The following is a 16,190-nucleotide window of genomic DNA, read 5'->3' as shown; positions in this document are numbered from 1 at the left end:
TTTAGGCCTTGCGGCGCGCGAGCGCACCACCCAGCAGGCCGGTAATACAACCGATGATCAGGCCACCGACGTGGGCACCGTTGGCGATTTCGCCAAAGCCGAGCATGCTCACCAGACCGGACATGCACAGCGCCAGCCAGACCAGCATCATGACCAGCACGCCGCGCGGCAGGCGATAGACAGGATTGGGCGCCAGCATCTGGAAAATCCAGCAATGGCCGAGCAGACCATAAAGCACACCGGAAAGCCCACCGAACAGACTTGGACCGGACGACAGGTACTGAACATAGTTGGACACTGCCGAGAACAGCAGCGTCAGACCCAACAACTGCCAGCTGCCCTGACGAATCTCGATCCGCCGACCCAGCTCCCAGTACCACATGCCGTTCATGGCCAGATGCAGGATGCCAAAGTGAATCAGCATGGGCGATACGATCCGCCACCACTGACCACTGGCAAGCATGTCATCCAGCGGCAAGAAGGTGGCGTAATCACCCTGAACACGGAAGTCCAGAAACGTCAGCCAGCGAATGGCTTCCAGATTGTCGCCCAGCAAGGTCAGACCGGCGACGAGCAACGTGACCAGCAGCACCAGCGCGGTCACCGGGCAACGTCGCAACTGATGCATCACACCGGGACCACCGGTGACCGGAGCCTGAGTGCTGCCGGGCAATTGAAAGGCTTCGTCACCCTGGGGGAAGCGCTCGTACAGCTCTCGGACGTCTTGCACCAACTCTCCCGCATCCGGCACCCACAGTACCTGTTCGCCCACTTCCTCACTGACCCGGTGCGGAATCTGCATACGCTGCAACAGGGTCACGAAACCGCTCAGGTCAGCGTTCAACGGCAGACGCAGGGCTGCAACAGGGCTCATCGTGAAACCTCGGGACGCTGTACGTCGACCCAGACAAATTTGTCCGGATCGATGTGTGTTTCCTGATCCAGTCGGTAAGCGACCAGTTTGCCGTAGAGCACGGCACTGTAATCCAGACAGGCCAGGTTCGGCCGAATGGGCGCAGGAATGCCGCTGCGCCAGTAATGACCGACGAACAGCATCGGTTCGTCACTGCCATAACGCAGCAGCGCGTTCTTTTCGGAAGTGGACAACGGCGTCTTGGCAACGCCCTCGGGCAGCGCATCGGGCTGGAACACGATATCGCCGTAGGTCTGCGGATCGTCTTCCCAGAACTTGGTGCGGAAGAAGGCACGGGTGAGGCCGTCGCCACCGGTCAGGGTCAGACCGTGCGGCAGGCGCATGTCGGTGCCGCGCAGCAGGCGGTTGAACACATTGCTGGCAAAACTGCCGGGCACGGCCGAGGCCTGGACGAAGTGTTTATCGATGCAACCGGTGCCGTGCAGACCGCGTAGCGGATCGATCAGGGTCGCATCCCAGCAGGCATGCACCACCCTGAAACGCCCTGCATCCAGGTACAGCGGCAGCTCATAGAACCACTCGACGAAGGCTTTCCACTCATCGGGATGCTGTTCGAACTGCGCCAGCGTCTCGCCGATCAGCTTGGCGTGACGCGGCGTGTGCTCACGCACGAAGCGGTGGCCGCTTTCCGGCAACGCCGGCGTAACCCAGCCCAGTGCGTTGAATTCATGGTTGCCCATGATGCAGTACGCCTGACCGGCCTGGACCATGTCATGAACGATATGCAGCGACTCACGGATGCGAGGCCCGCGGTCAATGATGTCACCGAGAAAGATCGCGATGCGTTCAGGGTGGCGCCACACGCCAGCCTGGAGGCGGTAACCGAGAAGCTCCAGCAGATGCTCCAGGGTATGAGCACACCCATGCACGTCACCGATCAGATCGTAGCCACGCGCCGGATCGATCATCAGTCGCCTCCAGCACCAAGCCGGCTGCCCCAGCCGAGCTTGGTGCGGCAGACTTCGTAGTAGTTATGGTCCAGAGGATGAATCAGGCGCAGCTTCTGCGGTTTCTTGCTGACCGTGATGGTGTCGCCGGGCGCGCAGGTGAAGTGGTTCTGCCCGTCACAGGAGACTTGCGGATAGATCGTCATGTCCTTGGCCACCACGATTTTCAGCTCGCTGTTGCCATCGACCACGATGGGCCGGCCGGACAAGGTGTGCGGGTACATCGGCACGATAACGATAGCGTCGAGTTTGGGGTGCATGATCGGGCCGCCTGCCGACAACGCATAGGCTGTCGAACCGGTCGGGGTGGCAACGATCAGGCCGTCGGCCTTCTGGCTGCACACAAACTGGCCGTCGATGTAGATCTCGAATTCGATCATCCGGGTCGATTTGCCGGGATGCAGCACCACGTCGTTAAGCGCATCGCCCTGCCCGATTGCCTCGCCATGACGGCGAACCTCGGCCTGCAGCAGAAAACGGTTTTCGACCAGATAGTGCCCGTCCAGCACTTCGGCGCACTTGACCTCCAGCTCGTCGGGACGGATGTCGGTCAGGAAACCCAGGCTGCCCCGGTTGATACCCAGAACCGGCACGTTGTGCCTGGCCAGCGCCCGGGCAGCACCCAGCAGGCTGCCGTCGCCGCCGACCACGATCACCATGTCGCAGACTTCACCGAGCATCTTGCGCGACGAGGTCTGCAGGCCGTGACCCGGCAGCACTTCGGCGATGGTCTCTTCAAGGATGACGTGAAGATGCCGGTCCAACAGGAATTTCTTGAGTCGGCGCACGGTATCGAGCACCTGAACACTGCCCAGGCGGCCGATGATGCCGATATTGCGAAATTGCTCCATGAGACTCCTGCTGCGGGTTCGAGACGGCTTGGAAAAGGGGATTATGGGCGAAAGCACCGCGCAGCGGCAAACGGACGTGCAGCAGCAGGCGCCGTTTCAGGGCTCCAGACCGGGAGACGGCACCAGCCCCTGCACCTGATCACGCTCGGCGTAAAAGCGTCCTGCCGTCGAGTCAGCCAGCGGCGAATTTTTCCAGAAGGCCATGTCCTTGCCTGCCCCCTTGGCCTGATACAGGTTGACGTCTGCCGTCTTGATCACTTGAAAAGCGGTCGATTCGGCGTCGATTTCAGCCAGCCCGGCGCTGCAGGTGAAGGGGTAACCGGTCGCTGATTGCCTGATGGTGTCCAGCAGGCGGCTCACATAGTCCAGCGCCTGGTGCTCGCCGCAGACCGGCAGGATCACGCCGAATTCCTCACCGCCCAGACGGCCATACGCGAGGCTGCCATCCGTTCGTTTGAGGCACGAGGCCATGTATCGCAGCACGTTATCACCGACGTCATGGCCGGACTCGTCATTGACCCGCTTGAAGTCATCAATATCCAGCATCAGAAAATAACCGGCACTTCGGGCATCCAGATGATATTCAAGCGACTCCATCAGGGCGCGACGATTCAATATATCCGTCAGGTGATCAGTCAATGACAGTTCGCGAAAGCGGCTTTCCAGCGACAGTACATTTCTAATCGTCCGGGTGTAGGTGTGATTGAGCAGAATGCCGAGGCTGGTCGATGCAATAAACAACAGCGCGATGAATATATAAGCCACCGCGCCGGGTTCAATACCACGCGCGGGAGAGAGAATGATCCAGGAGAGCATCGTCACGACTACATAATCCCGGGTATAAACCATCAACAATGTCGACCCCAGAATAATCATCACGGCAATGGGCAATGCCCAATTGATGCCCATGGCGCTGTTCAACTGACTGGCTCTGGCAAAACAGCAGGCGACCATGATCACGAAGAGAACGCCTGCCAGCCGCCAGACCTTGAAATTCCTTGCTCGGCATTGCACCACACAGATAGAAAGAAGCCCCAGGGTAAGCGCGATTTCCAGAACGCCGTACTGGACGCCCGGCGTCACCAGCAGAACAATGACCCAGCACAGGATCGCCAGGCATTGCGCAAGTGCAACGGCAGGTGAGAGAAGATTCTTTATCCGGGCCTGCATTTCAGCATTCATTGAAAACTCCAGGCCTTCCAAACCCTGATCACGACACATATTGCCCCGTTCGCTGTGCCATCCTGTTGACAGCACAAGGGACTTTCAAACCTGTTGCAATTCAACGCCTGAATACAAACTCGCATTAAAATGCCAGCATCAAGATATGCCTGTCATTGTTACGAATCAATTGCTGCGAAGGAATTGCTACGAAGCAATTGTTACGAGGCAATGATCGCTTTGGCAGACCTGACAGCGTGATAGTGAATTGATCGCCTGCGGTGTGAAAAATATCCACCTGGCGTCTGATAAAACACTCGACCTGCCATACCCGACTCGGGCTATTCTCGATACATGACTTTATTCCCCGATCTGATCGACCTGCCGCGTCAGTTGCGACACCCTGAGGTGCGCGACCTTGCGTGGGTCATTCTGGCGCCGCCCATGCTTGATGCCACGCCTTGGCCGCAACGCCATCCACTGGCCGGGAGCGACTGGGTCGAGGCGCCACAACGACTGGCCGATTTCCTGCGTGAACTGGATCAGGACAGCCGGGAGCTGGAGCACTGGATCGCGCAGGCCTCCACGCGCCGTCTGGGGCGTTATTACGAAAGACTCTGGCAATTCGCAGTGCAGCACGCGCCGGGCGTGGAGATCATCGCCGCCAACCTGCCGATCCGCCTGGACGGTCAGACACTGGGCGAACTGGATATGCTGCTGCGCGACCGTGACGGCGTGCATCACGTAGAGCTGGCGATCAAGTTGTATCTCGGCCCGCAGGACGGCGACGGCAGTGACCCGGCGCAATGGCTGGGCCCTGGCTGTCACGACCGGCTGGATCGCAAGCTGGCGCACCTGAGCCAGCATCAACTGCCGATCTCTTCACGGCCAGAAAGTCGCTCGACCCTCGCAGCTCTGGGCATCGAGACATTCAGCGCCGAGCTGTGGCTGGGTGGGTATCTGCTCTACCCTTGGCCGGGATCTGCCGATCCACCTGCGGGAGCGCATCTTCAGCATTTGAAAGGCCGCTGGCTGCATCAGCGCGACTGGGAGCGGTTCATGAGCCAGAGCGAAACAGGTCGCTGGCAACCGCTGCCCCGCCACGCCTGGCTGGCACCCGCGCACTATCGACAGGCGTGGAGCGGTGAACAGTTACAGGACTGGCTGACCCAGCTCGACCCGCTGGCACCGGCGCAGCTGCTGGTGCGCCTGACCGAAAACGCCGAGGGCGAATGGGAGGAAGCCGAGCGATTGTTTCTGGTGTCGGACCTGTGGCCGAACCTGGCCGACACCAGCCATCCGTTCAACCCAATCGCACTGCCAGCGCCGCCAGTGTGATCAGCAACACCGGCAAGGTCAGCACGATGCCGACCTTGAAGTAATAACCCCAGCCGATGGTGATGCCCTTGCGTTGCAACACGTGCAGCCACAGCAGGGTTGCCAGACTGCCGATCGGGGTGATTTTCGGTCCCAGGTCGCTGCCGATCACGTTGGCGTAAATCATCGCTTCCTGAATGGCACCGGTCGCATGACTGCCTTCGATGGACAACAGACCGATCAGGACCGTCGGCATGTTGTTCATGATCGACGACAGGAACGCGGTCATCACACCCGTGCCCATCGCCGCGCCCCAGATACCGTAACCGGCGAACCAGTCCAGCAGACTGGCCAGATAACCGGTCAGTCCGGCGTTGCGCAGGCCGTAGACCACCAGATACATGCCCAGCGAGAACACCACGATATGCCACGGTGCTTCCTTGACGACCTTGCGCGTGGAAATCGTATGGCCCTTGGCGGCGATGCCCAGCAACAGCACCGCGCAGGTCGCCGAGATCGCGCTGATCGGAATCCCCAGCGGTTCGAGTGCGAAACAGCCCACCAGCAGGATCAGCAGCACCCACCAGCCAGCCATGAAGGTTGCCCTGTCCTTGATGGTGGTTTCCGGCTTCTCAAGCTGCTCGGGATCGAAGTCACGCGGGATGTCACGACGGAAATACAGCATCAATACCGCCAGCGTGGCCGCAACGCTGACCAGGTTGACGGGCACCATCACCGCCGCATAGCGGTTGAAGCCGATCTTGAAATAGTCCGCTGACACAATGTTCACCAGATTCGACACCACCAGCGGCAGGCTGGCAGTGTCGGAAATGAATCCGGCAGCCATGACAAAGGCCAGGGTCGAGGCCGGGGAAAAGCGCAGCGCCAGCATCATCGCGATCACGATCGGCGTCAGGATCAGCACCGCGCCGTCGTTGGCGAACAGCGCCGACACCAGTGCGCCGAACAATACGAAGAATGCGAAAAGACGCCGCCCCTTGCCATTGCCCCACCGCGCCACGTGCAGCGCCGCCCAGGAAAAGAAACCCGCCTCATCCAGCAGCAACGTGATGATGATCAGCGAAATGAAAGTGGCAGTGGCATTCCAGATGATGCCCCACACCACTGCAATATCGCTGAGATGAACCACGCCGGTCAGCAACGCCAGACCCGCCCCGAGCACTGCGCTCCATCCGACACTGAGCCCTTTGGGCTGCCAGATGACGAGCGTGATGGTGAACAGGAAGATCAGCGTTGCTATTAGCATCATTTAGTCCGAGGCAGAAAGATCGCGAGAATGCCAAGCAGCGGCAGGTACGAACACAGGTTGTAAACGAAGAGGATGCCGTGGCTGTCGGCCAGGCTGCCGAGCAAGGCTGCGCCGATACCGCCGAAGCCGAACATCAGGCCGAAGAAAAGTCCGGCGATCATGCCGACGTTGCCGGGCACCAGTTCCTGGGCGTAGACCACGATGGCGGAAAACGCCGACGCCAGCACGAAGCCGATGATCACGCTCAGCACGCTGGTCCAGAACAGGTCCGCGTAAGGCAGCGCCAGGGTGAAAGGCGCGGCGCCGAGGATCGAGAACCAGATGACCGCCTTACGGCCGATCCTGTCGCCAATCGGGCCGCCGAAGAACGTCCCCGCCGCCACCGCGCCCAGAAACAGGAACAGATGCAACTGCGAACTGGCCACGGACAGGTCGAACTTCTCGATCAGGTAGAAGGTGAAATAGCTGGTCAGGCTGGTCATGTAGAAGAACTTGGAGAACACCAGAAACGCCAGCACACCCAGCGAGGCAATCACCCGGTTTCTCGACAGACCGTGCGTGGCGGCCTGCCCGGCCTTGAGCTTGAACAGGTTCAGGTGCGCGCGGTACCAGCGGCTGATCGCGTAGAGCAGGCCCAGGGAAAACAACGCGAACAGGCCGATCCAGGCCACATTGCCCTGCCCGAACGGGATGATGATCGCCGCCGCCAGCAACGGGCCGAACGCCGAGCCGGTGTTGCCACCCACCTGGAACGTCGACTGCGCCAGCCCGTAACGCCCGCCCGAGGCCAGCCGCGCGATACGCGAGGCTTCCGGGTGAAAGGTGGACGAACCGATGCCGATCAGCGCGGCGGCGAGCAGAATCAGCGGAAATGTGCCGACCATCGACATCATCACAATGCCGATCAGGGTGCAGATCGAACCCACCGGCAACACCAGCGGGTTGGGATGGCGGTCGGTGTAATAACCGACCCAAGGCTGCAACAGCGACGCAGTGATCTGAAACGTCAGGGTGATCAGGCCGATCTGGGTGAAGCTCAGGTCATAGCTGGCCTTGAGCATCGGGTAGATCGACGGCAGGATCGCCTGGATCAGGTCATTGATCAGGTGCGCGAGTGCAACCGCACCGATGATGCGCATCACCAGCGGGCTGGATTGTGGGGTTGTCGTGGCCGTCGCCGCACCTGGCTGAGCACTGGTCGCCATGGGATTCATCCATAAAAGATTTTCGGGTGTCCCCGGACGGATGATTACAAGATGTGTCACGCGTACCAGGGCGCGCCAATGTGCCATTTTTTGGAGCAGGTGTGCCACGTTTTGTTGCGTTTTTGTAAACCGGTTCAGCCACTGGGAAGGACAAGGTATTTGAGTGATCATGCCAATGCTCTGCGTTGGCATGCCGCTCGGGACGCTCTGCGTCCCAATAGGTCTGATCAAACGGGGTATATCTGAGTGCACGCCGGGACGCGGAGCGTCCTGAAATGCATTACCACGCGGAGCGTGGTAACGATCGGTGATCAGTGACTTGGCTTATCGTGCCCATCGCTCCGCGTGGACATGCCTCCCGTGACGCTCCGCGTCACATCCGTAAGCAGACGTTACGCATGCGTCTGAGCCGAAGCCACTGCAGCCCCGTTATCCGCAACCGCCACATCATGCAACGAAACCCTGGAAGTCTCGGGCAGGGCCAGACCGCCCACCATCGCCATCACCGCCACGGCAATCAGGTAGAACGCCGGGGACAGGTTGCTGCCGGTCGTGCTGATCAGCCAGGTCGCCATCAAGGGTGCGGTGCCGCCAAACAGCGTGTAGGCCATGTTGTAGGTGATGGCCGACGCGGTGTATCGCGTGCGGGTCGGAAACGTCTCCGACAGCAGCGCTGCCGTAACCACACCACACAGCACCGCGCCGACCGCCAGCAGCATCACGCCGATCACCGACGCTGCGAACGAGCCGGAACTGGCCATCAAAAACGACGGGAACACCACCAGCATCAACAGTATGCAAGCCGTGGCCATGGTGACGCGACGCCCTACCCGGTCAGAATACGCCCCGGCCAGCGGGCAGATCGCGGCGGCAAACGCCAGGGCAATCAAAGACACCAGCAACGCCGACGCCCGACTCAATCCGCCCGCCACCTGCAGATAGGTCGCAAAATAGGTGGTGAACATATAGAACGACAGCGCCGTCAGCGACACGAACGCGCCCAGGCAACAGATAGCGGCTGCGTGGTTGCGCAGCGTTTCCTTGAGCGGTGAATGAGCGATCGCGTGCTCCTTGGTTACCGCCTGGAACGCCGGGGTTTCGTCCAGTTTCCAGCGCAGGTACAAACCGACCAGCCCCAGCGGCGCGGCGATCAGGAACGGCAGACGCCAGCCCCAACTGCCCATGGCTTCAGCGGACAACGAAGCCTCAAGCGCGTAAGCCACCACGGCCGCCGCCGCGAAGGCGGAAAACGTCGAGACCGGGACGAAACTGCCATACCAGGCGCGTTGCGTACGCGGAGCATGCTCCATCAGGTAGGCGCAGGCACCGGCATATTCACCGCCCGCCGAAAAGCCTTGAGCGCAGCGGATGATGGTCAGAAGAATCGGCGCGGTCACACCGATGGCGGCGTACGTGGGCAGCAAACCGATCAGTGTTGTTGCCGCCGCCATCAGCAGAATGGTCATGGCCAACGTCCGCTTGCGGCCGATTCGGTCACCCAGCATGCCGAAAAAGATGCCGCCCAACGGCCTGAACGCAAACGCCACGGCAAATACGGCGAAGGTTTTCAACAGCGCGGCGCTGGTGTCGCCGCTGGGGAAGAACTGCAAGGCGATGGTGGTGGCCAGAAAGCCATAGACGGCAAAGTCGAACCATTCGACAAAGTTGCCAATGGCAGCGGCCACGATGACTTTTCTCAGCGTGGCAGGATCCACGTGTTCTGCGGCGGTAGTTGTCATGCTGACCTCGGCGTATTGATCTGGAATGGATCGATTATCGAGACAGCGACCCGGACACCTCAGTCCAGAACAGTCATCCGCATAGTCAGAGCCGACGCCTCGACGCATTCGGTACAGGTTTCATGCCAAAGGCTCTGGCGCGGGCTTTAGCCCCATCGCACGTCTGCCCTGCAACCCACCGGTATGGACAAAAACCAGACGGGTGCCGGGCTTGAAGCGGCCAGCCAGCACTTCGTCATGCAGTGCCAGCAAGGCTTTACCCGTATAGATCGGCTCAAGCGGCACGCCACTTTGCGTTTCACATTGGGTCATGAATTCCAGCAACAGGGGGTCGGTTCTGGCGAACGCGCCTCGGCTGGCATCGAGCAACTGCCAGCCGGGCTTGTCATCACCGGCCAATGTCACAACGTTCTGCGCGACGCCATGATCATCCGGCACCGCCATCGCGCCATACACCGGATGGCTACCCTGCTCGGCGATGACCAGTCCGGCCATCGTCGTGCCGGTCCCGGCGGCCAGCCACCAGCCGTGATAATCGTCCCACCCCGATTGCCCGAGCTGGCTGCGAACCAACGACAACAGCCGGGCGCAGCCCACGGTGCCCGGCAAACCGCCACCACCTTCAGGGATCGGGTAGAGCGCCGGATGGCTCGCCTGCCAGGGAAGCCAGAAATCAGCCGCATGACGCTCGCGATAACCGGCGTAACCGAGCCAGTGCAACTGCATGCCGAAGGCTTGCAGGTCGAGCACGGTTGGGGTTTCCTGCGGATGACCGCGCAACAGGCCGACGGTCGGGAAGCCAAAGCGCTTGCCCGCTGCGGCCAGCGCGTGGAGATGGTTGGAGTGGGCACCGCCCAGGCTGATCGCACCCGTTGCCCCGACGCGGACAGCCTGAGTCAGGTGCCCGATCAGCTTGAACCATTTGTTGCCGCTGATCAGCGGGTCGATGAGGTCCAGACGCAAAACCTTGACCTCGACCCCGGCCTGTTGCAGCCAGTCGAAGTCGAGGGGTTCAAGCGCTGCAAAGGGTTGCCAGTCGAGGGCATCGCGGATCATGGTGAAGGCCGGTTATGAAACGAGCCGCAGTTTACCTGCCCGCGAGCGATGTCACAGCCCGGCGGCCAGCCGCGAGCCCTGATCGATCGCCCGCTTGGCGTCCAGTTCGGCTGCGACGTCCGCGCCACCGATCAGATGCACGCTCTGCTTCGCCGCGACCAGATCGTCATACAGTTCACGCAACGGGTCCTGCCCGGCGCAGATCACGATATTGTCCACCGGCAACAGCTTTTCCTCACCCTCTTCGCCGATGCGGATGTGCAAACCGGCATCGTCGATTTTCAGGTACTGAACGCTGTTGAGCATCTGCACCTGCTTGTTCTTCAAGCCCGTGCGATGAATCCAGCCGGTGGTCTTGCCCAGACCGTCGCCGACCTTGGAGCTCTTGCGCTGCAACAGGAAAACCTGACGCGCCGGCGCATGAACTTCCGGCTTGATCCCCGCCACGCCACCGCGCGCTTCCAACGTGGTGTCGATGCCCCACTCTTTCCAGAACGCCTCACGATCCAGACTGGTGGCGATACCCTGATGGACCAGATACTCCGACACGTCGAAACCGATACCACCCGCGCCGATCACCGCCACGCTGCGCCCTACCGGCTTGCGCTGCAGAATCACGTCCAGATAGCTGAGCACCTTCGGGTTGTCGATACCGGGAATGGCCGGTGTACGCGGAGCGATGCCGGTGGCCAGGATGACGTCGTCAAAGCCCGCGCCCAACAGGTCCTGCGCAGTCACGCGAGTATTCAGACGCAGGTCGATATCGGTGTCCTGCACCTTGTGAGTGAAATAGCGCAGGGTTTCGGAAAACTCCTCCTTGCCCGGAATGCGCTTGGCGATGTTGAACTGACCACCGATTTCGCTGGCGGAATCGAACAGGGTCACCTGATGTCCGCGCTCGGCAGCCACGGTGGCCGCCGCCAGCCCGGCAGGACCTGCGCCAACAACGGCGATCTTCTTGATCTGTCGGGTGGGCAGATAATTCAGTTCGGTTTCGTGACAGGCGCGCGGGTTGACCAGACAACTGGTCAGCTTGCCGCCGAAGGTATGATCCAGACACGCCTGATTGCAGCCGATGCAGGTATTGATCAGTTCTGCCTGCCCGGCGGCAGCCTTGTTGACGAATTCCGGATCAGCCAGGAAAGGCCGCGCCATGGAGACCATGTCCGCATCGCCTTCACTGAGAATCCGTTCAGCGACTTCCGGGGTGTTGATCCGGTTGGTGGTGATCAACGGAATGTTCACCGAACCACGCAGCTTGGCCGTGACCTTGCTGAACGCGGCGCGTGGGACCTTGGTGGCGATGGTCGGAATCCGCGCTTCGTGCCAGCCGATACCGGTGTTGATAATCGTCGCGCCCGCCTGTTCGACGGCCTTGGCCAGTTGCACGATTTCCTGCCAGGTGCTGCCGCCTTCGACCAAGTCCAGCATCGACAGGCGAAAGATGATGATGAAATTCGGGCCGACGGCCTGACGCACACGCGTCACGATCTCGACCGCCAGACGCATGCGGTTTTCGTAACTGCCGCCCCAGCGGTCGGTACGGTGGTTGGTATGCGCGGCCAGGAACTGATTGATGAAGTAACCTTCCGACCCCATGATCTCCACGCCGTCATAGCCTGCGCTCTGAGCGAGGGTCGAGCAGGTCACGAAATCGCTGATCTGCTTTTCGATGCCCTCTTCGTCCAGTTCACGCGGCTTGAACGGGTTGATCGGTGCCTGAATCGCACTGGGCGCGACCTGCTTGCGGCTGTACGCATAACGCCCGGCATGCAGAATCTGCAGACAGATCTTGCCGCCTGCCTCGTGAACCGCCTGGGTCACGACGCGATGCTGCAAGGCTTCTTCCGGGGTCGTGAGCTTGGCTGCACCCTCGTAGACGCCGCCTTCTTCGTTCGGCGCGATGCCACCCGTCACCATCAGGCCCACACCACCCTGTGCACGCTCGGCAAAGTACGCCGCCATGCGCTCGAAACCGCCTGGTTTCTCTTCAAGGCCGGTGTGCATCGAGCCCATCAGGCTGCGGTTGCGCAGCGTGGTGAAGCCCAGATCCAGCGGGGCCAGCAGATGCGGGTAATGAGCAGCAGTCATGGCGGAGCTCCATCGTTTCAATCACGGGTAGAGGACCTCTGCGTGCCCTCTTCATCAGGATCCTGCAGACCCTCTATGGCGCAACAGTAAAGAGCCGCCCGATCACACTCAATGACCGAAAGTGACAAGTTATTGATCCAAACGCGCAGCACCCCTTGGCAAGCGCCGGGTGTAGTCCTACCCTAGTCGACTATTTCACTCAGGCAGCCGTGCGCCCCTCTTATGCGTAAATTCTTTGCCACGTGCCTTATTCTGGTGAGCCTGGCCAGCCTTGTCAGTTACGCACTCTGGACCGAGCAGCGTCCGATGGGGCATTACCTGTCGGATCTGCGCATCCGCCTGGCCATCAATGAAGGGCAGCCCGGCGAGCGGGGAAACCTGCTGGGCATCGAGCCCGAGCTGTTTCCCACCGATTATCAGGACCTGTCGCATCTGCATCGCAAACTGGCAGCCTACCTGCAGCAAGCGCGCGACCAGGGACTGCTCAATGCCCGGACTATCGTCGTACTGCCTGAGCACATCGGCACCTGGTTGTATGCCAGTGGTGAGAAGAACCAGTTCTATCAGGCTGCCACCGTGGACGAGTCCATGGACTGGCTGGCCTGGAGCAATCCCCTGAAATTCGTCACGGCGATGATGACTGCCGAGGGCGAAAAACGTGTGGACGATGCCCGTCTGCGGATGAAGGCGCGCTCCATGGTGCGCGATTACCAGAACGTTTTCGGCGGGCTGGCCAAGGAATTCGAGGTAACGCTGGTGGCAGGCTCCATCGTGCTGCCAAACCCTCGCGTGGAAGACGGGCAGTTGCAGATCGGCAGCGGCGCCTTGTACAACAGCAGCGTGACCTTCGGCAGTGACGGCAAGCCGCTGGGCCAGCCCCAACGCCAGCTGTTTACCAGCCGCTACCATAAGCGTTACGTCAAAGCGGCAGGCGACTCCCGGATCAATGTGATCGACACGCCGGCCGGCCGGTTGGGGATCCTCATCGGCACCGACAGCTGGTACCCCGATAATTACGCACGGATGAATCAGCAAAACGTCGAGTTGATCGTTGTACCTGCCTTTGTAAACGGGAAAAACAGCTGGTCGGGTGCGTGGCATGGCACCCGCACGCACGACACGCCCAGACTGGACCTTGAGCCCGGCAGCCTGAGCGAACAAGAAGCCTGGCACCGCCTGACCCTCATCGCACGCGAACCACAGAGCACCGCCAGGGCCGGTATCAGCGTGTTCATGCACGGGCAATTCTGGAATCACGGCACCTCCGGGCAGAGCTTTGTCAGCCGCAGCGGTCAGACCATTACCGAGCAACCGTTGGACAATGCTGCTGACGGCGGTGCCCGACTGATCAACGTCTGGCTCTGAACATGCCGAACCTGACCCTGCGCCTGGGCGATCTCTCGGTGGGTTTCGTACAGAGCCTGACCGACGCGGTACGCAGTTTCGGGCACGACCCCGACCTGCTGCTCGAACAATACGGTCTGGATGCAGACCGCCTGAGCGAAGCCGGTGCACGGCTGTCGATTCCACGCTACATGCGCCTGGGCCACGCCGCCATCCGGCTTACCAACCAACCGGGCCTGGGGTTGCGCATGGGGGCGCTGAGCAGGCTCGGTCAGGCAGGGCTTGCCGGTGTCACCGCAGCCCAGGCGCCGAATGTACGCGAGGCAGCCCGCACCATGATCCGCTTCGAGCCTCTGTACGGCGCAAACTATCGGGGCCAGTCGAGCTTTCATGAAGAGGCTGGCGGGGCGTGGATACGCTTCTATTCAATCAGCCCCTATAACAGTTACAACCGCTTTGTCGTGGATTCGATCCTGAGCGGGTGGGTCGCGCAACTGTCAGCACTGGCCGGTCGCCAACTGCGCGCTCAACGGGTCGAAATCGAGTTCGACGCACCAGAATACGCCGCGCAGTACGCACATCTGAGCGACAACCCGATTGCGTTCGGTGCGACCACCAACCAGCTTCGGCTGGATCTGGACTGTCTGGCACTGAAGAATCCCGACCATTGCCCGAGCACCTGGCGGCATCTGCTGCAGTTGTGCGAGAAGGAACTGGATCAATTGACCCGCACACGCAGTCTGCGTGAACGCATCACTCAGTTGCTGGGACCTTTATTGAGCGGAGGCAGGGAACCGGACCTGGAGGAAGTGGCTGCGCGGCTTAAGTTGCCGACCTGGACACTGCGCCGCAAGCTGGCCGAAGAAGGGACCCGTTTTCGCGCGATCCTGAATGACACGCGACGTGATCTGGCGATGACGTATATTCGCGACACTGAACTGGCGTTCGGGGAGATTGCCTATCTGCTGGGTTTTGCGTCGGCCGAAGCCTTTCAACGCGCCTTCAAACGCTGGAACGGACAGACTCCGGGGGAGTTCCGCCGCAGCCAGCGTCGAAGTGCCTGAAGCCCTTCACAGTTCGGTAGCGTCATCGGCCGGTTCTACCGGGTCCAGCTCCGATGCGCGATATTCGAGCAGTTCTTCCTGATATTCATCCATTTCTTCGCCCTCCGGCTGATTGAGTCATGCAGTGGTTTTACCAAGGTCGGTTACGACGGTCAGTAAAGCTGGAATAACTGACCGTTGGATCAACATTAAAGTGCCAATGTGAAATAAAAATGTTGATACCCATCAATAAACGAAAAGCCTGACAGGATCTTCAGAAGCCGGACGCCTCGGGATGTTGGCAATCAAGCCTTGACTTCATTGCCCCGGCCGCCCTACCCTCGGCCACATGAACCTCATCCAGCAAAACCTAGGCCAGATTATTATTACCGTCATTCCAGTCATGGCGGGTTAGCCGACGTTTTCAAAAAAACCCGCCCTGGAGGCGGGTTTTTTTCTGCCTCCAGAGCCACTAATGCTCAACAGGAGTCAGACATGATCGCTATCCATCGCTCTATCGCCCTCATTGCAGCCGCGCACTCGATTATTGCCTCTTCCTGCAACGCCTCCTGCGAAACAACGATCTGCAAGGACACGACGCGATGAGTCATGGCCAGCCCGATCTGCTCAATCACTACGCCCGCAAAATCCTCACTTCCCGCGTCTACGACGTCGCCATCGAGACGCCGCTGCACGGCGCGCGCCAGCTCTCCGAGCGGCTCGGCAACCAGGTGCTGCTCAAGCGCGAAGACCTGCAGCCGGTGTTCTCGTTCAAGATTCGCGGCGCTTACAACAAGCTGGCGCAACTGACCGCTGAAGACGCAGCGCGCGGTGTGGTCACGGCTTCGGCGGGCAACCATGCGCAAGGGCTGGCGCTGGCGGCGCGGGAGTTGGGCATCAAGGCGACGATCGTGATGCCGCGCACCACGCCTGAAATCAAGGTCGAGGGCGTGCGCTCACGCGGGGCGACCGTGGTGCTGCATGGCGATTCGTTTCCCGAGGCGCTGGCGTATTCGCTGAAGCTGGTCGACGAGCAGGGTTTTGTTTATATCCACCCGTACGACGACCCCGACACCATTGCCGGGCAAGGCACGGTGGCCATGGAAATCCTGCGTCAGCAGCCGGGCCAACTGGACGCGATCTTCGTGCCCGTGGGCGGCGGCGGACTGATCGCGGGGATTGCGGCCTACGTGAAGTATTTGCGGCCCGAGATCAAGGTGATCGGCGTCGAG

At 60.7% G+C, this 16,190-nt stretch carries 13 protein-coding genes; 4 read left to right on the top strand and 9 right to left on the bottom strand.

Annotated features, from left to right (window positions below; all coding sequences use genetic code 11):
- Position 1: 1 nt before the first annotated feature.
- From AO065_RS24625 to AO065_RS24610, 4 genes are all read right to left on the bottom strand, one after another.
- A complete protein-coding gene (locus tag AO065_RS24625) occupies positions 2 to 874 on the bottom strand; it encodes a rhomboid family intramembrane serine protease (RefSeq protein ID WP_004884523.1) in 873 nt (290 codons plus the stop codon).
- Positions 871 to 1,842 carry a metallophosphoesterase gene (locus AO065_RS24620; RefSeq protein ID WP_004884524.1) on the bottom strand — a complete coding sequence of 324 codons (972 nt, stop codon included), beginning with the start codon at positions 1,840 to 1,842 and terminating at the stop codon, positions 871 to 873. Before AO065_RS24620 ends, AO065_RS24625 begins: the two co-directional genes overlap by 4 nt.
- Positions 1,842 to 2,732 (bottom strand): NAD(+) kinase, encoded by an 891-nt coding sequence (locus AO065_RS24615; protein WP_004884525.1) that lies wholly within the window; start codon positions 2,730 to 2,732, stop codon positions 1,842 to 1,844. The genes AO065_RS24620 and AO065_RS24615 overlap by 1 nt, the downstream gene beginning before the upstream one ends.
- 96 nt (positions 2,733 to 2,828) lie before the next feature.
- On the bottom strand, positions 2,829 to 3,914 hold the full coding sequence (locus AO065_RS24610; protein ID WP_032651727.1) for a GGDEF domain-containing protein: 1,086 nt from the start codon (positions 3,912 to 3,914) through the stop codon (positions 2,829 to 2,831).
- A gap of 333 nt (positions 3,915 to 4,247) precedes the next feature.
- Here AO065_RS24610 and AO065_RS24605 point away from each other — a divergent pair, with 333 nt between their 5' ends.
- Positions 4,248 to 5,231, top strand: a complete 984-nt coding sequence (locus AO065_RS24605) for a DUF1853 family protein (RefSeq protein WP_004884527.1) — start codon at positions 4,248 to 4,250, stop codon at positions 5,229 to 5,231.
- Here the strand turns inward: AO065_RS24605 and AO065_RS24600 are convergent.
- The 5 genes from AO065_RS24600 to AO065_RS24580 form a co-directional block, all read right to left on the bottom strand.
- Entirely contained in the window at positions 5,197 to 6,477 is a 1,281-nt protein-coding gene (locus tag AO065_RS24600; protein ID WP_004884528.1) for an arsenic transporter, read from the bottom strand. The genes AO065_RS24605 and AO065_RS24600 overlap by 35 nt on opposite strands.
- Complete coding sequence (locus tag AO065_RS24595; protein WP_004884529.1) at positions 6,477 to 7,685, bottom strand: MFS transporter; 1,209 nt, start codon at positions 7,683 to 7,685, stop codon at positions 6,477 to 6,479. Before AO065_RS24595 ends, AO065_RS24600 begins: the two co-directional genes overlap by 1 nt.
- A gap of 392 nt (positions 7,686 to 8,077) precedes the next feature.
- Positions 8,078 to 9,424, bottom strand: coding sequence for an MFS transporter (locus tag AO065_RS24590; protein WP_004884530.1), 1,347 nt, complete (start codon positions 9,422 to 9,424; stop codon positions 8,078 to 8,080).
- A 120-nt stretch (positions 9,425 to 9,544) separates the two neighbouring features.
- The gene (locus AO065_RS24585) at positions 9,545 to 10,480 is read right to left on the bottom strand and encodes a 1-aminocyclopropane-1-carboxylate deaminase/D-cysteine desulfhydrase (RefSeq protein ID WP_004884532.1); all 936 of its coding nucleotides are present in this window, start codon (positions 10,478 to 10,480) and stop codon (positions 9,545 to 9,547) included.
- A 51-nt stretch (positions 10,481 to 10,531) separates the two neighbouring features.
- A complete protein-coding gene (locus AO065_RS24580) occupies positions 10,532 to 12,571 on the bottom strand; it encodes an NADPH-dependent 2,4-dienoyl-CoA reductase (protein ID WP_004884534.1) in 2,040 nt (679 codons plus the stop codon).
- Positions 12,572 to 12,793: 222 nt separating this feature from the next.
- Between AO065_RS24580 and AO065_RS24575 the strand changes: the two genes are divergently transcribed.
- From AO065_RS24575 to AO065_RS27545, 3 genes are all read left to right on the top strand, one after another.
- Positions 12,794 to 13,936: a carbon-nitrogen hydrolase family protein gene (locus tag AO065_RS24575; protein WP_004884535.1), complete on the top strand. Its 1,143-nt coding sequence runs from the start codon at positions 12,794 to 12,796 to the stop codon at positions 13,934 to 13,936.
- A gap of 2 nt (positions 13,937 to 13,938) precedes the next feature.
- Complete coding sequence (locus AO065_RS24570) at positions 13,939 to 14,979, top strand: AraC family transcriptional regulator (RefSeq protein WP_004884536.1); 1,041 nt, start codon at positions 13,939 to 13,941, stop codon at positions 14,977 to 14,979.
- A 581-nt stretch (positions 14,980 to 15,560) separates the two neighbouring features.
- Positions 15,561 to 16,190 (top strand): pyridoxal-phosphate dependent enzyme (locus AO065_RS27545; RefSeq protein ID WP_122857102.1); only part of this gene is annotated, 630 nt, incomplete at its 3' end.

The organism is Pseudomonas viridiflava (assembly GCF_001642795.1).
GTDB lineage: Bacteria > Pseudomonadota > Gammaproteobacteria > Pseudomonadales > Pseudomonadaceae > Aquipseudomonas > Aquipseudomonas viridiflava.
Note: the sequence above shows the minus strand (reverse complement) of the source record. Positions and strands in the feature narration are given on the sequence as shown.

Excerpts from the sequence above, each read along its gene's own strand:
- AO065_RS24590 (WP_004884530.1), bottom strand. The coding sequence starts at position 9,424 with ATGACAACTACCGCCGCAGAACACGTGGATCCTGCCACGCTGAGAAAA.
- AO065_RS24620 (WP_004884524.1), bottom strand. The coding sequence starts at position 1,842 with ATGATCGATCCGGCGCGTGGCTACGATCTGATCGGTGACGTGCATGGG.
- AO065_RS24575 (WP_004884535.1), top strand. The coding sequence starts at position 12,794 with ATGCGTAAATTCTTTGCCACGTGCCTTATTCTGGTGAGCCTGGCCAGC.
- AO065_RS24605 (WP_004884527.1), top strand. The coding sequence starts at position 4,248 with ATGACTTTATTCCCCGATCTGATCGACCTGCCGCGTCAGTTGCGACAC.
- AO065_RS24585 (WP_004884532.1), bottom strand. The coding sequence starts at position 10,480 with ATGATCCGCGATGCCCTCGACTGGCAACCCTTTGCAGCGCTTGAACCC.
- AO065_RS24580 (WP_004884534.1), bottom strand. The coding sequence starts at position 12,571 with ATGACTGCTGCTCATTACCCGCATCTGCTGGCCCCGCTGGATCTGGGC.
- AO065_RS24570 (WP_004884536.1), top strand. The coding sequence starts at position 13,939 with ATGCCGAACCTGACCCTGCGCCTGGGCGATCTCTCGGTGGGTTTCGTA.
- AO065_RS24615 (WP_004884525.1), bottom strand. The coding sequence starts at position 2,732 with ATGGAGCAATTTCGCAATATCGGCATCATCGGCCGCCTGGGCAGTGTT.
- AO065_RS24600 (WP_004884528.1), bottom strand. The coding sequence starts at position 6,477 with ATGCTAATAGCAACGCTGATCTTCCTGTTCACCATCACGCTCGTCATC.
- AO065_RS24610 (WP_032651727.1), bottom strand. The coding sequence starts at position 3,914 with ATGAATGCTGAAATGCAGGCCCGGATAAAGAATCTTCTCTCACCTGCC.
- AO065_RS24595 (WP_004884529.1), bottom strand. The coding sequence starts at position 7,685 with ATGGCGACCAGTGCTCAGCCAGGTGCGGCGACGGCCACGACAACCCCA.
- AO065_RS24625 (WP_004884523.1), bottom strand. The coding sequence starts at position 874 with ATGAGCCCTGTTGCAGCCCTGCGTCTGCCGTTGAACGCTGACCTGAGC.